Raw genomic sequence first — 14,151 nt, 5'->3', positions numbered from 1 at the left:
CCTGACGACGCCTCCGGTCGGGGCGGCGTCCTGACCGGCGGCCGTCGCGCCCACCACCGGAGCACGCGGGGCCGTGGCCCCCCCCCCCCCGCGGGGGGGGGGGGGGCGGGCGGGGGGGGGGGGGCGCCCGCGGGGGGGGGGGGGGGGGGGGGCGGCCCCGGCGGGGGGGGGGGGGGGGGGGGGCGGGGGGCGCCGGCCCCCCCCCCCCCCGGCCCCCGGGGGGCCCCCCCCCCCCGGGGGGGGGGGGGGGGCACGGCCCTGACGGATGTGTGAGCCCTACGGCTGGTCGGGACGGTCGCGGTCCATGCCGAGCCGGCGCTCTGCCTGCTGCTGCCCGGTGTCGATGTGCTGCTCGTGCTTGCCGCCGGTCCTCTCGTTCATCTTCTTCTCCGCGGCGTCCGACGCCTGGTGCGCCTTCTCACGCGCCGCCTTGTTGCCCTTGAACTTGTCGAGGATGCCCATCCAGAGCTCCTTCCGAGGTGACTCAAATCCGACAATACGCGCGAATCATCCATGGCGTCCAAGTGGGGCGCCCTGTGGTCTGGACCAGTCGCTCGTTACGGTGAGGTTCCGGATCGAACGCTCCTGGCGGGGCAGGGTTACAGCAGAACAAGGGAGGGGCGCGGTGACGCGACGCATGGGGTGGGGCAGCAGGGTCCGGCGTACGGGAGGGGTGGCGGCCGTCGCCGTGGTCCTCCTCGCGGGATGCGAGTCGATACCGGAGGTCGAGGTTCCGGCCGCCGGCGGCAGCGGAGGGGCGGCCCCCGACGGACACGCCGTCAGCCCCCTGGACAACCCCGACGGCACCCGGCCCGGTCTCGCCCCCTTGAGCGACGCGAAGGACCGCGCCGCGGCCGTCGCCGTCATCGACAAGGTCGCCACCAAGGGCCGCGGACCGAAGACGGGGTACGACCGCGACGAGTACGGCTACGCGTGGATGGACACGGCCGACGGTGTGCCGCTGGCGCGGAACGGTTGCGACACCCGTAACGACGTTCTCCAGAGGGACGGTCAGAAGGTCAGCTTCCGCTCCGGGTCCGACTGTGTCGTCGTCTCCCTGACGCTGGCCGACCCCTACACCGGCAAGAGCATCGAGTGGCGCAAGCAGAAGGCCGCCGAGGTGCAGATCGACCACGTGATCCCGCTGTCCTACAGCTGGCAGATGGGCGCCTCCCGCTGGTCCGGGTCCAAGCGCGAGCAGCTGGCCAACGACCCGCTCAACCTCCTCCCGGTCGACGGCGGCGCCAACTCGGCCAAGCGGGACTCGGGGCCGGCGTCCTGGCTGCCCCCGGCCAAGGGCATCCGCTGCGCCTACGCGGTCCGCTTCGCCCAGGTCGCCGTCAAGTACGAACTGCCGGTCACCACGGCGGACAAGGCGACCATGCGGGAGCAGTGCGGCGCCTGACCGACGCCTGACGGCACCCGGTGCGGCGGGCGGACGGCCCGTCGCGAGGACCGGTCGGCCCGGGGCGCCGAGGCGATGATCCCGCCCGCGGGCCTGCGGGCCGGGACCGGTTTGCCGCCGAAGTGCGGGGCGTGCCGCGGCCGGGGTCAGAACTGGCCGTTGCCCAGGAGTTCGCCGTCGGCGTCGTAGACCGTGACGAGGCCGTTCTCACTCTGCTTCCAGTCGGCGAAGGCGGAGGCGATGAGCTTGGCGGGGCCGGTGCCCTCGCCCATGATGCCGCCGGTGAAGTCGGTGTGGACGTCGGCGGTGTCGAGGATGTCGTTCTGGTCGTCGGCGCCCTGCACCTTGGTGACGTGGGAGACGGCCTCCTTCTCCTTGTCCGTCCCGTTCTCCTTCACGAACGCCTTGAACTGCTCGGCCTGCGTGGCCTTCTTCTCCGTCTCCTGGCCGGTGTCCGCCTTCGTGCCGGGCTCGGCGTCCGAGCCGGTGCCCGCCCCCGCGTCCTTCGCCCCGCCGGCCTGACGGTCCGCGGAGGCGGAGGTGTCCTTGCCGGTGGAGCCGCTGTCGCCGTCCCCCGCGTTCGCCGAGACGGCGCCGATGACGACGATCCCCACGACGGCGCCCAGCGCGATCTTGGTCTTCATGCCCATGACTGTGTCCCTCCCCAGGCAGGCGGCCGCCCCCGTTGACGGCGGCCGCTCGTTTGCGGAGTCAATCACAGCAGAGAGTGTGAACCGAGTCAACCAGTGAGTCTGCGAACGGTCTGTACACGCACGTGAATCCGTCGCGGCGAGGTGATCGGTATGCTTCGACGCCACAGAGGCAGCGAGGGGAAGCGGGGCGGTGTGCCGGGCATGCAGGACAACGCGACAGAGGTGACCGCGGCCGGGATCGCCCGGCTGGCGGGCGTGGGCCGGGCCGCCGTCAGCAACTGGCGCCGCCGCCACGCCGACTTCCCCCGTCCGGTCGGCGGCACGGAGACCAGCCCCGCGTTCGCGCTCACCGAGGTCGAGGACTGGTTGCGGCGGCACCGCAAGCTCGCCGAGGTCCCGCTGAAGGAGCGCGTCTGGCAGCAGCTCGTCGGCCATCCCGAGGGGCCGGTCACCGCGCTCCTCCACGTCGGCTGCGCCCTTCTGCTGATCCACGACCGGCCGCCCGTCTGGCTCGACATCAGCTCCGGCACCGACGAGCGGCTCGCCGCGCTGCTGCCCGCCGCGCTGGACGAGGTGCTCACACCGCGGGCCCTCGGGTCGCCGCGCGCGGGGCAACCGGACGGTTCACGCGTGAACACCCGGGACGCTGTGAACACCCCGGCCGCCACCCCGGCCGCCACCCCGGCCGCCATTCCGGCCACCTCGGCCCCCACCTCCGCCGCCCCGGCGGCCCCCGCAGCCTCCACCCCGGCCGTCCCCGCAGCCCCCGCCCCCACCCCCGCCGAGCCCCGCCCCGCCCTCGAACTCCCCACCGCCCCCCGCCTGCTGCCCTCCGTCCCCCTTCTGCGCGGTGTCGCCGAACTGGCCGCCGACACGGGCGCCCGGCACACCTTCGAGTTCCTGCTCGGCCGGCACCTCGACGCCAACCCGCGCCAGTACACGCTCACCCCGCCCGACCTCGCCGCGCTCATGGCCGCCCTCGCCGGCACGCCCGCCACCGTCCTGGACCCGGCCTGCGGCACCGGCGCCCTGCTCCGCGCCGTCGCCCCCCGCCCCGACCGGGTGCTGTACGCCCAGGACGGCGCCCCCGACCTCGCCGCCCTCACCGCCCTGCGGCTCGCCCTGCACACCCGCGCCCCCGTGCACGCCGCCGCCGGCGACACCCTGCGGGCCGACGCCCACCCGGGGCTGCGGGCCGACGCGGTGCTGTGCCACCCGCCGTTCAACGAGCGCAACTGGGGGCACGACGAACTCGCCTACGACCCCCGCTGGGAGTACGGCTTCCCCGCCCGCACCGAGTCCGAGCTGGCGTGGGTGCAGCATGCCCTCGCCCGGCTGCGGGAGGGCGGCACCGCCGTCCTGCTGATGCCGCCCGCCGCAGCGTCCCGCCGTTCCGGACGGCGGATCAGGGCCGACCTGCTGCGCCGGGGCGCGCTGCGCGCCGTCGTCGCCCTGCCGGCCGGCGCGGCACCCCCGTACAGCGTCCCGCTGCACCTGTGGGTACTGCGCCGCCCCGACCGGGCGCCCGCGCAGCCGGAGGTGCTGCTCGTCGACGCCGGACGGTTCACCGACGACGGGCGCGGCGGCCCCGACTGGCCCGGGGTGCGGGAAACGGTGCTCGACGCCTGGCGGGCCTTCGACGGCACCGGACGGATCGACGAACGGCCCGGCCTGACGCGCTCCGTGCCGGTCATCGAACTCCTCGACGACGACGTCGACCTCGCCCCGGCCCGCCACCTGCCGCCCCCGGCGGACACGGACGGCGCGGGCCGCCTGGCCGACGTACGGGGGCGGCTCGACGAGACGCTGCGGCTGACCTCCCGGCTGGCGCCGCCGCCCGCGGAGCCCACGCCGCCCGCCGCGTCCGGTCGGCTGCCGCTGACCACCGTCGGTGAACTGGCGCGCGCGGGCGCGCTGGTGATGCGCACCGGCGGCCACGGCGGCCCCGCGCGCGTGCCCGTGCTCACCGACCACGACGTGCTGGCCGGGACCGCCCCCTCCGGCACCCTCCCGGAGAGCGATGAGGAACCGGTGCTGACCGAGGCGGGCGACGTCGTCCTGCCCGTGCTCGGCGGAGGGGCCGTGGCCCGGGTGGTCGACGAGGCGGCCGCCGGCGCCGTCCTCGGCCGCAACCTCGTGCTGCTGCGCCCCGATCCGGCCGCGCTCGACGCGTGGTTCCTCGCCGGGTTCCTGCGCGGCACCGCCAACCACCGCCGGGCCAGCAGCTACGCGTCCACCGCCACCCGGCTCGACGTCCGGCGCCTCCAGCTGCCCCGCCTCGCGCCGGACGAACAGCGGCGCTACGGCGCCCGGTTCCGCGACCTCGACGCGTTCGAGCGGGCGCTCAGGGAGGCCGGGCGGCTCGGCGAGCAGCTCGTGCGTGGGATGTACGACGGCCTGACGGACGGGACGATCGCCCCCGACTGAAAGTCCCGTCGCGGCCTTACGCCCCGTCGCACGGGTCACCGGAACCCGCCGGTCCGCCCGCGGACGCCCTCCGCGCCCCGGCGCGCGCGGAGTTCGCGCCGGTCGTCGGCATGCTCCGGTACGACAACGGTTCGGTACATCCCGGGACCGGTTGTCGCCATCGGCCTATACGCTCGGACTCTCCACCGGAGTTCCCATCGGCTACACCCGTCCAGGAGCAGCATGTACGGCCACGGCGCGGCGCCGCCCACACCCAGCACGGGATCGGTCATCACGCAGCGTGTGCTGTACACGGCGGCCGGCGTCCTGTGCTGCGGCCTGCTGGCCTGCGTCCCGCTGTTCCGGGTCGCGGTGCTGCGCGGGCGGGTCTACGACTGGATAGCCGCCTGGGTGAGCATCCCGCTGTCCATCGCCTGCATGGCCGTGGTCGGCTCCCTCCCGGAGGACGACTGGCGGACCGACGCCGCTCTGGCCACCGTGATGATCCTGGGCGCCTGCGCCGGCGCCTACTACCTGACGGTGGACATCCGGCTGCCCCGGCAGCGGAACCTCCACACCGGCGCCCTACCCCTGTCGCCGCACGCCACCACGGTGCACGCCCCCGGCGTCCACGGCGCCTACGGCTTCCCGCAGCAGGCCACGCCGTACGCCCCCACCCCCGTGCCGCAGCCGCAGCCCCAGCCGCCGCACACACCGCATCCGCCGCACGGTCCGGTGCCGCCCGTACCCGCTCCCGTGCCCCCGCCGCAGGCGCAGCCGCCGCAGCGGCCCGCCCCCGCCCGGATCGACCAGGTGCGCGCCGAGCTCGACGAACTGAGCGACTACCTGCGCCGCCAGGACGGGCAGCAGGGCTCCGAGGGTGGCAGGTGAGCGTGACGACGGGACGTGTCGTCGCCGGCCGCTACGAACTGTCCACGCTCATCGGGCAGGGCGGCATGGGACAGGTCTGGACGGCCTACGACAAGCGGCTCGACCGGCGCGTGGCGGTGAAGCTCCTGCGCCCGGACAAGGTGGCCGGCCAGGAGGCCGACGAACTGCGCCGCCGCTTCGTGCGCGAGTGCCGGGTGACCGCCCAGGTCGACCACCCCGGCCTGGTCACCGTGCACGACGCGGGCAGCGAGGGCGAGGAGCTGTTCCTCGTCATGCAGTACGTCGACGGCGCCGACCTCGGCGACCACCTCGCCGAGCACGACCCCTACCCGTGGCAGTGGGCGGTCGCGGTCGCCGCGCAGCTGTGCGCGGTGCTCAGCGCCGTGCACGCGGTGCCGATCGTCCACCGCGACCTCAAGCCGCGCAACGTGATGGTGAAGCAGGACGGCACGGTCACCGTGCTCGACCTCGGTGTGGCCTCCGTGATGGACGCCGACACCACGCGCCTGACCCACACCGGCACCCCCATCGGCTCGCCCGCCTACATGGCGCCCGAGCAGGCGATGGGCGGCGCCGTCGGCCCGTACACCGACCTGTACGCGCTCGGTGTGCTGATGCACGAACTGCTCAGCGGGGACGTGCCGTTCGCCGGTTCGACCGCGCTCGGCGTGCTGCACCGGCACCTGTACGAGCCGCCGGTGCCGGTGCGCCGGCTCCGCCCCGAGGTGCCCGAGGCGCTGGAGGCCCTGGTGCTGCGGCTGCTCGCCAAGGACCCGCAGCACCGCCCGGACTCCGCGCAGGAGGTCTACGAGCACCTGGCGCTGCTGCTGCCCGCCCGGGGCACGCCCACCGGCGCCCCGCTCGACCCCACCCGCCCGTTCCTCCGACCGCACGCCCCCTGGCCGGACCGGGCACGGACCCCCGCGCCGCAGCCCGCGCCCGCCGCGCCGCCCTCGCCGGTCGCGGAGAAGGCCGACGTGGCCGCCGCCGTGGACGAGGTGAAGCGGCTGCTCGGCGAGGGCCGCATCACCCAGGCCGTCGACATCCTCGGCTCGATCCTGCCGGTCGCGGCCGACCAGCACGGCGAGCACTCCCCGGTGGTGCGCACCCTGCGCAAGCAGTACGCGGCCACGCTCCTCGACGACGGCCAGTACCGGCGCGCCCTGCCCGAACTGCGGCGCCTCGCCGACGAACGCGCCGCCGAGGCCGGCCAGGCCGACCCGCAGTCGCTGCGCTACCGCTACGAGGCCGCCCAGTGCCTGGAACAGCTCGGCGAACCGGCCGCGGCCCTCGCCGAGTACCGGGCGCTGCTGGCGTACTACGAGAACCAGTACGTGGCCGCCGGTGACCCGCAGCTGGCCCACGACGTGCGGCGCCGCATCGGCCATCTGCTGCTGGCCCTCGGCGACCGGGCCGCCGCCCACGACACGCTGGTGCGGCTGCTGCACGACGTGGAGCGCGCCCAGGGGCCGGGGCACCCGCTCGCCGCGGAGATCCGCCGGACGCTGCAGTGGCTGGGACAGGTGCGCGGCTAGGGCTTCTCCGGCGTGACCGACTGACAGGGCCCAGGAGGAGACGGGGAGGAGACGGCGGGCGCGGCGGTGCCGTAAGTCGCCGTGAATCGTTGGTCGAATGGGTTGGCCAGAGCTTGGCCGATGCCTACCATCGATCACCGCAAGACTTTGTGCACCGCCGCACAAGCTCTCCTCAGGAGGTTTCCTTGCACCGCCGCCGTCGCACCGCGCTCCTCCTCACCGCCGCGATCGCCGCAGCGGCACCCCTGCTCACCGCCTGCGGCAACGACGCGCACCCCGGCGCGGCCGCCGTGGTCGGCGGGGAGCGGATCACCGTCTCGCAGCTGGAGAACCGCGTCGACGAGGTACGCGCCGCCCAGCGGGCCGCCGTACCGGACGAGGCGCAGTACCAGCAGGCCATCGCGCGCACCGGCGGCCTGACCCGTGACACCCTGCACAGCATGGTGCTGGACCGGGTGCTGGAGCGCGCCGCGCGGGACGCGGGGGTGACGGTCTCGGACCGCGAGGTGCAGCAGCTGCGGTCCGACTTCGAGGAGCAGGCCGGCGGCGCGAAGGCACTGGAGACGGCCTGGCTCCAGCAGTACGGCGTGCCGCCGCAGCGCCTCGACGAGAACCTGCGCCTCCAGGTCACGGCGCAGAAGCTCGCCCAGCGGCTCGGCACCGACACCAGCCGCCCCGAGTTCTGGAAGGCGCTGTCCGACGCGAGCGAGGAGCTCGACGTCGACCTGAACCCGCGCTACGGCGAGTGGGACGCGCAGAAGAGCAGCCGGGTGGACGCGAAGACGCCGTGGATCAAGGACGTCACCGCGACCGACGGGCCGCCGCTGGCGCTGTGACGTGGGCTAGTTTCGAAGGGTGAACGCAACCAGCCCCGCACCCGCCCCCGAGGCCGACGCCGGCCGCGTCGTCCTGCTCACCACCAGCCACCGGGTCGCGCCCGGCCTGCTGTCCTGGCCCGCCTGGCAGGTCCTGCGCGCGGCCGACCGGGTGCTGTGCGCGGACGGCGCCCATCCGCAACTGCCGTATCTGCGGGAGGCCGGGATAGCCGTCGAGGAGGCCGCGCCCACCGCCGAGGAGGTCGTCGACGCGTGCGCCGGCGGCCGGACCGTGGTGGTCGTGGCGACCGGCGAGGGCGAGCCCGCGCTGACCGACGGACTGGCGCGGCTGGCCGGTGGCGGCCGGGTCCGGATGCCCGACCTGGAGCTGCTGCCCGCCTCCTACGACCTGCCGGGCGCCCGCCTGCTCGACCTGGTGCAGGTCATGGACCGCATCCGCGCGGAGTGCCCCTGGTCGTCGCGGCAGACCCACGAGGGCCTGGCGAAGTACGGCATCGAGGAGGCGTACGAGCTCGTCGAGGCCATCGAGCAGGGCGACCGCGAGGAGCTGCGGGAGGAACTGGGGGACGTGCTGCTCCAGGTCGTCTTCCACGCGCGGATCGCCGAGGAGCACCCGGACGAGCCGTTCTCCGTGGACGACGTGGCGGGCGGCATCGTCGCCAAGCTCATCCACCGGCATCCGCACGTGTTCGGTGAGGAGACGGCGCTGACGCCGGAGGACGTCAAGGCGCACTGGATGCGGACCAAGGCGGAGGAGAAGCGGCGGGAGTCCGTGACGGACGGCGTTCCGCTGGGGCAGCCGGCGCTCGCCCTCGCCACGAAGCTGGCGGGGCGGGTCCGCGGTGCGGACCTCTCCGTTCCCCTTCCCTCGGGGGAGGGGGTCGGGTACGAGTTGCTGGCGCTGGCGGCGCGGGCGGAGGCGGAGGGGGTGGACGCGGAGGCGGCGCTGCGGGCTGCCGCCCGGGTGTACCGGGACGCGATCCGCTCCGCGGAGAAGGGTGAGGGCGCCTGACCTCCCGCCCCGGGGGCTCCGCCCCCGAACCCCCGTTCGCGCAGTTCCCCGCGCCCCTGAAGGCGCGGGGAACTGCGCGGGCAACCCCCACGCACCCGCAGATGCCCGACGGGCGTGAAGTCGGGCCCGTCAGGGCCCTGAAGGCGCGGGGAACTGCGCGGGCAACCCCACCCACCCGCAGATGCCCGACGGGCGTGAAGTCGGGCCGTCAGGGCCCTGAAGGGGCGCGGGGAACTGCGCGACCAGCCCCACCCACCCGCACGTGACCCGGAGGGCGGCACCATCGGCCCGTTAGGGTCGCCCCATGCCTGACCAGTCACCCCCCTCACCCACCCCCGAGCTGTTCAGCTGGGAGTTCGCCGCCAACCCCTACCCCGCCTACGCCTGGCTCCGCGAACACGCCCCCGTACACAGGACGAAGCTCCCCAGCGGCGTGGAGGCCTGGCTGGTCACGCGGTACGCCGACGCCCGCCAGACCCTCGCCGACAACCGCCTGTCGAAGAACCCCGCGCACCACGACGAGCCCTCCCACGCCAAGGGCAAGACCGGTATCCCCGGCGAGCGGCAGGCCGACCTGATGACGCACCTGCTGAACATCGACCCGCCGGACCACACCCGCCTGCGCCGCCTGGTCAGCAAGGCGTTCACCCCCCGCCGGGTCGCGGAGTTCGCCCCCCGCGTGCAGGAGCTCACCGACGGCCTCATCGACCGCTTCACCGCCGGCGGCAGCGGCACCGCCGACCTGATCCACGACTTCGCCTTCCCGCTCCCCATCTACGCCATCTGCGACCTGCTCGGCGTCCCCCGCGAGGACCAGGACGACTTCCGGGACTGGGCGGGCATGATGATCCGTCACGGCGGCGGTCCGCGCGGCGGGGTCGCCCGGTCGGTGAAGAAGATGCGCGGCTACCTCGCCGAGCTGATCCACCGCAAGCGTGAGGCACTGCCCGCCGAGCCCGCGCCCGGCGAGGACCTCATCTCCGGCCTGATCCGCGCCTCCGACCATGGTGAGCACCTCACCGAGAACGAGGCCGCGGCGATGGCGTTCATCCTGTTGTTCGCCGGTTTCGAGACGACCGTGAACCTCATCGGCAACGGCACCTACGCCCTGCTCACCCACCCCGAGGAGCGGGAGCGCCTGCAGCGGGCGCTGGCCGCCGGGGACCACGGGCTGCTGGAGACCGGCGTGGAGGAACTGCTGCGCTACGACGGGCCGGTGGAGCTGGCCACCTGGCGGTTCGCCACCGAGCCGGTCGTCATCGGCGGGCAGCGCGTCGGGACGGGTGACCCGGTCCTCGTCGTCCTGGCCGCGGCCGACCGGGACCCGGAGCGGTTCGACGGCCCGGACACGCTGGACCTGGCCCGCCGCGACAACCAGCACCTGGGCTACGGGCACGGCATCCACTACTGCCTGGGCGCCCCGCTCGCGCGCCTGGAGGGCCAGACCGCCCTCGCCACCCTGCTGACCCGACTGCCGGACCTGAGGCTCGCGGCGGACACGGCCGAACTGCGCTGGCGCGGCGGCCTCATCATGCGGGGACTGCGCACGCTTCCGGTGGAATTCTCCCCTCCGCCCACGGGACAGGGGTGACCTCCCTGCCCGTGCCCGGAGGCCGGGGCACGGAAACATGACACACCCTCAAGTCTGTGATCTTCATGTGATCTGCACGGCATGAACTTGTGACAAGTGATCGTCTGCCTATACGTTCACCCATCAAGTACGGCGCGCCGTACGGATTCCCCTCACCGCGCGCCGGTCCTTGTTGTCGAGTGAAAGGTCTCCGCATGCTCTCCGGGAACGGCCGACACCGTCGCCCTCGCCAGGCTCCGGCTCTGCTCGTCGCGGCCGGAGTGACGGGCTCCGCCATCGCGATCCCGCTCCTCGGGGCAGGGGCCGCCAACGCGGCCGACGGTGACACCTGGGACCGGGTGGCCGAGTGCGAGAGCGGCGGCTCCTGGAGCCAGAACACCGGCAACGGGTACTACGGCGGCCTGCAGTTGACCCAGGACGACTGGGAGAACCACGGCGGACTGGAGTACGCGCCCAGCGCCGACCAGGCCAGCCGCGGCCAGCAGATAGCCGTGGCGGAGAGAATTCTCGCCGAGCAGGGGGTCGGCAAGTGGCGCGCCTGCGGCCTGCTCACGGGTCTGAGCCAGGACACGACGTCCCCGAACGTCGACACGGGCGTGGCGGGCGACGCGACCTCGGGCGCCTCCCGCGACACCGGTTCCACCGGCACGTCCGGTTCCACCGGCACGTCCGGTTCGCCGGAAAACCGCGATTCGTCCACTTCCCCCTCGCCGTCGGCCACGTCCGGAGCCTCGACCGAGGAGCGGGACGACGCGGACGGCAGGACGTCTCCGTCCGCCTCCACCGCCCCCGGCAGTGACGAGTCGGACAAGTCGGGTCAGACCAGCGGTTCTTCGGCCGTCACGGACGCCGAGGGTGAGGGTTCGGGCCGTCACCGCGGTTCCACCGCCGAGGAGCGCGAGCGCACGGACGGTGCGACCGCGTCGGCCGGCCGGCATGCCGCGCCCTCCGTCGAGGCCACCCCCGACGCGGGCGACGACCGCTACACCGTCGAGAACGGGGACAGCCTGACGTCCATCGCCGACTCCCTTGCGCTCACCGGTGGATGGACCGCCCTCTACGCCGAGAACCAGCAGGTGATCGGTGAGGACCCGAACCTCATCCTGCCCGGTCAGCGGCTTCTGGTGAGCGACGCGGTGGACGCGAACCGCTAGAAAGCGGACACCTGAAAAGCCCTCGGCGGAGCGCCAGTTGGCGTCAGGTTTCGGGCTGAATGTCCGTAATAAAGACTGTGAGAGATAGGTCTCAGAAGCCCTGATCGTCTTTGAAATTCCGCGAAGCGCGTGCCTACGGTCGTGACCGCTCGCCACCGCGGGCCCCGGCTGCCGCCACGCCGAATCCTGCCAGTGGCAGCACGGGAACAGTCGTCGCGTCATGCGCCGTAGGCAGGAGCGGGGGACCCAGGTAAGTGCCGTGTCCGGGCAGTGATGCCGGAGACGGCTTGGGGTGAAGCCGCGTTCCGTGAGGAACGCGGCCGGGCAACTCAACCGGCCCGAACCCGACAGCTCACCTCGCAGGCGTCGGTGAGGGGATCCATCCATGCTGTTTTCCAGCAAGGGCAAGCACCGTCGTCCGTCCAAGGCCACCCGTGCCATCGCCATCGCCGGTGTGACCGGTGCCGCCGTCGCCGCCCCGCTGATGGCGGCCGGCAACGCCTCCGCCGCCACCGCGTCCGAGTGGGACGCCGTCGCCCAGTGCGAGTCCGGCGGCAACTGGTCCATCAACACCGGCAACGGGTACTACGGCGGCCTGCAGTTCTCCGCCTCCACCTGGGCCGCGTACGGCGGCACGCAGTACGCCGGCAGCGCCGACCAGGCCAGCAAGGCCCAGCAGATCGAGATCGCCGAGAAGGTCCTCGCGGGCCAGGGCAAGGGCGCCTGGCCGGTCTGCGGCACCGGCCTGTCCAACGCCTCCTACAACGGCTCCTCCGCCGAGGGCTCCTCGCAGGACTCGGGCTCCACCGAGTCCCGCGAGAGCGAGCAGAAGGCCTCCCGCTCCGCCGAGCGCCCCGCCGCGCCGAAGCAGGCGGAGAAGAAGGCCGAGAAGAAGACCGTCACCACCCCGACCGGCAAGAAGGTCGAGAAGGGCGACGGCGAGTACAAGGTCGTCAAGGGTGACACCCTCAGCTCCATCGCCGCGGAGCACGACGTCAAGGGCGGCTGGGCGAAGCTGTTCAAGCTGAACGACGACATCGTCGACGACGCCGACCTCATCTACCCGGGCCAGCAGCTGCACCTGAAGTAAGGCGTAGCGGCAGGTCCCTCCCCGTCCCCACGGGCTCCCCGCCCCGGTGCGTTTCTTCCCCCGTACGCACCGGGGCGGGGTCATGTCCGGACGCATTACGGTCACGGTTTCCCGAACCGGCTTTGTTCCGTTCGGAAACAATTTACTCTCGGTTCTGTCCATGAGGCGGGCGGCGAGATGGCCGATCGCCCGGAGCCGGTTAGGCTCGGACTCGCAAGGCCCCCGTGGCCCTGCTCACCCGCGTCACATCCCAAGAAGGAGATGCTCGTGCCGTCCATCGACGTCGTCGTAGCCCGGGAAATCCTGGACTCCCGAGGCAACCCCACGGTCGAGGTCGAGGTCGGCCTCGACGACGGCAGCACGGGTCGTGCCGCCGTTCCGTCCGGCGCTTCCACCGGCGCCTTCGAGGCCATCGAACTCCGTGACGGCGATGCCGGCCGTTACCTGGGCAAGGGCGTCGAGAAGGCCGTGCTGGCCGTCATCGAGCAGATCGGCCCGGAGCTCGTCGGCTACGACGCCACCGAGCAGCGCCTGATCGACCAGGCGATGTTCGACCTGGACGCCACCGACAACAAGGGCTCGCTCGGCGCCAACGCCATCCTCGGCGTCTCGCTCGCCGTGGCCCACGCCGCCTCCGAGGCCAGCGACCTGCCGCTGTTCCGCTACCTGGGCGGCCCGAACGCGCACCTGCTGCCGGTGCCGATGATGAACATCCTGAACGGCGGCTCGCACGCCGACTCCAACGTGGACATCCAGGAGTTCATGATCGCCCCGATCGGCGCGGAGTCCTTCTCCGAGGCGCTTCGCTGGGGCGCCGAGGTCTACCACACCCTGAAGAAGGTCCTGAAGGGCAAGGGCCTGGCCACCGGCCTCGGCGACGAGGGCGGCTTCGCCCCGAACCTCGGCTCCAACCGCGAGGCCCTCGACCTCATCCTCGAGGCGATCAAGGAAGCCGGCTACACCCCCGGCGAGCAGATCGCCCTGGCCCTCGACGTGGCCGCCTCCGAGTTCTACAAGGACGGCGTCTACACCTTCGAGGGCAAGGAGCGCACGGCCGCCGAGATGACCGAGTACTACGCGGAGCTCGTCGACGCGTACCCGCTCGTGTCCATCGAGGACCCGCTGTTCGAGGACGACTGGGAGGGCTGGAAGATCATCACCGACAAGCTCGGTGACCAGGTCCAGCTCGTCGGTGACGACCTGTTCGTCACCAACCCCGAGCGCCTGGCCCGCGGCATCGAGGAGGGCGCCGCCAACGCCCTGCTGGTGAAGGTGAACCAGATCGGTTCGCTCACCGAGACCCTGGACGCCGTCGAGCTGGCCCAGCGCAACGGTTTCAAGTGCATGATGTCCCACCGCTCCGGCGAGACCGAGGACGTCACCATCGCCGACCTGGCCGTCGCCACCAACTGCGGCCAGATCAAGACCGGTGCCCCGGCCCGCTCCGAGCGCGTCGCCAAGTACAACCAGCTGCTGCGCATCGAGGAGATCCTCGACGACGCCGCGGTGTACGCCGGCCGCAGCGCGTTCCCGCGGTTCCGCTCCGCGAACCAGTAGGCGCTGTAAGGGCTGACCTCA

The 14,151-nt window shown here is 73.2% G+C and carries 12 protein-coding genes and 1 riboswitch; of the genes, 10 read left to right on the top strand and 2 right to left on the bottom strand.

Annotated elements, in window-relative coordinates; all coding sequences use genetic code 11:
• Window positions 1–276: 276 nt before the first annotated feature.
• Complete coding sequence (locus ACIF8S_RS31210) at window positions 277–462, bottom strand: antitoxin (RefSeq protein ID WP_400003645.1); 186 nt, start codon at window positions 460–462, stop codon at window positions 277–279.
• Between the two features lie 175 nt (window positions 463–637).
• On the opposite strand from ACIF8S_RS31210, the gene ACIF8S_RS31205 reads away from it, so the two are divergent.
• Window positions 638–1,405, top strand: coding sequence for an HNH endonuclease family protein (locus tag ACIF8S_RS31205; RefSeq protein WP_400003654.1), 768 nt, complete (start codon window positions 638–640; stop codon window positions 1,403–1,405).
• 146 nt (window positions 1,406–1,551) lie between these two features.
• Here the strand turns inward: ACIF8S_RS31205 and ACIF8S_RS31200 are convergent, their stop codons facing one another.
• Complete coding sequence (locus ACIF8S_RS31200; protein ID WP_400003643.1) at window positions 1,552–2,055, bottom strand: hypothetical protein; 504 nt, start codon at window positions 2,053–2,055, stop codon at window positions 1,552–1,554.
• Window positions 2,056–2,259: 204 nt separating this feature from the next.
• Between ACIF8S_RS31200 and ACIF8S_RS31195 the strand changes: the two genes are divergently transcribed.
• The 9 genes from ACIF8S_RS31195 to eno all read left to right on the top strand — a co-directional run bounded on the left by ACIF8S_RS31195 (window position 2,260) and on the right by eno (window position 14,130).
• Entirely contained in the window at window positions 2,260–4,485 is a 2,226-nt protein-coding gene (locus ACIF8S_RS31195; RefSeq protein WP_400003652.1) for an N-6 DNA methylase, read from the top strand.
• 222 nt (window positions 4,486–4,707) lie between these two features.
• Window positions 4,708–5,355: a hypothetical protein gene (locus ACIF8S_RS31190; RefSeq protein WP_400003641.1), complete on the top strand. Its 648-nt coding sequence runs from the start codon at window positions 4,708–4,710 to the stop codon at window positions 5,353–5,355.
• Between the two features lie 38 nt (window positions 5,356–5,393).
• Window positions 5,394–6,890, top strand: a complete 1,497-nt coding sequence (locus tag ACIF8S_RS31185) for a protein kinase (protein WP_349791784.1) — start codon at window positions 5,394–5,396, stop codon at window positions 6,888–6,890.
• A gap of 185 nt (window positions 6,891–7,075) precedes the next feature.
• On the top strand, window positions 7,076–7,726 hold the full coding sequence (locus ACIF8S_RS31180) for a SurA N-terminal domain-containing protein (protein WP_400003639.1): 651 nt from the start codon (window positions 7,076–7,078) through the stop codon (window positions 7,724–7,726).
• A 19-nt stretch (window positions 7,727–7,745) separates the two neighbouring features.
• Window positions 7,746–8,738 (top strand): nucleoside triphosphate pyrophosphohydrolase, encoded by a 993-nt coding sequence (locus ACIF8S_RS31175; RefSeq protein WP_400003637.1) that lies wholly within the window; start codon window positions 7,746–7,748, stop codon window positions 8,736–8,738.
• Window positions 8,739–9,042: 304 nt separating this feature from the next.
• Window positions 9,043–10,329, top strand: coding sequence for a cytochrome P450 (locus ACIF8S_RS31170; RefSeq protein ID WP_400003635.1), 1,287 nt, complete (start codon window positions 9,043–9,045; stop codon window positions 10,327–10,329).
• A gap of 194 nt (window positions 10,330–10,523) precedes the next feature.
• Window positions 10,524–11,483, top strand: coding sequence for a transglycosylase family protein (locus tag ACIF8S_RS31165; protein WP_400003633.1), 960 nt, complete (start codon window positions 10,524–10,526; stop codon window positions 11,481–11,483).
• A 213-nt stretch (window positions 11,484–11,696) separates the two neighbouring features.
• Window positions 11,697–11,864, top strand: a riboswitch (cyclic di-AMP (ydaO/yuaA leader).
• A 4-nt stretch (window positions 11,865–11,868) separates the two neighbouring features.
• Window positions 11,869–12,573 carry a transglycosylase family protein gene (locus ACIF8S_RS31160; protein ID WP_349791694.1) on the top strand — a complete coding sequence of 235 codons (705 nt, stop codon included), beginning with the start codon at window positions 11,869–11,871 and terminating at the stop codon, window positions 12,571–12,573.
• Between the two features lie 267 nt (window positions 12,574–12,840).
• Window positions 12,841–14,130, top strand: a complete 1,290-nt coding sequence (eno, locus tag ACIF8S_RS31155; RefSeq protein WP_400003631.1) for a phosphopyruvate hydratase — start codon at window positions 12,841–12,843, stop codon at window positions 14,128–14,130.
• The last annotated feature ends 21 nt before the right edge of the window (window positions 14,131–14,151 follow it).

This window comes from Streptomyces sp. NPDC085937 (assembly GCF_044540535.1).
GTDB lineage: Bacteria > Actinomycetota > Actinomycetes > Streptomycetales > Streptomycetaceae > Streptomyces.
This window is presented reverse-complemented; position numbering and strand designations above follow the sequence as displayed.

Coding starts and splice junctions, on each gene's coding strand:
- ACIF8S_RS31210 (WP_400003645.1), bottom strand. CDS start 462: ATGGGCATCCTCGACAAGTTCAAGGGCAACAAGGCGGCGCGTGAGAAG.
- ACIF8S_RS31160 (WP_349791694.1), top strand. CDS start 11,869: ATGCTGTTTTCCAGCAAGGGCAAGCACCGTCGTCCGTCCAAGGCCACC.
- ACIF8S_RS31170 (WP_400003635.1), top strand. CDS start 9,043: ATGCCTGACCAGTCACCCCCCTCACCCACCCCCGAGCTGTTCAGCTGG.
- ACIF8S_RS31195 (WP_400003652.1), top strand. CDS start 2,260: ATGCAGGACAACGCGACAGAGGTGACCGCGGCCGGGATCGCCCGGCTG.
- ACIF8S_RS31165 (WP_400003633.1), top strand. CDS start 10,524: ATGCTCTCCGGGAACGGCCGACACCGTCGCCCTCGCCAGGCTCCGGCT.
- ACIF8S_RS31205 (WP_400003654.1), top strand. CDS start 638: ATGGGGTGGGGCAGCAGGGTCCGGCGTACGGGAGGGGTGGCGGCCGTC.
- ACIF8S_RS31200 (WP_400003643.1), bottom strand. CDS start 2,055: ATGGGCATGAAGACCAAGATCGCGCTGGGCGCCGTCGTGGGGATCGTC.
- ACIF8S_RS31190 (WP_400003641.1), top strand. CDS start 4,708: ATGTACGGCCACGGCGCGGCGCCGCCCACACCCAGCACGGGATCGGTC.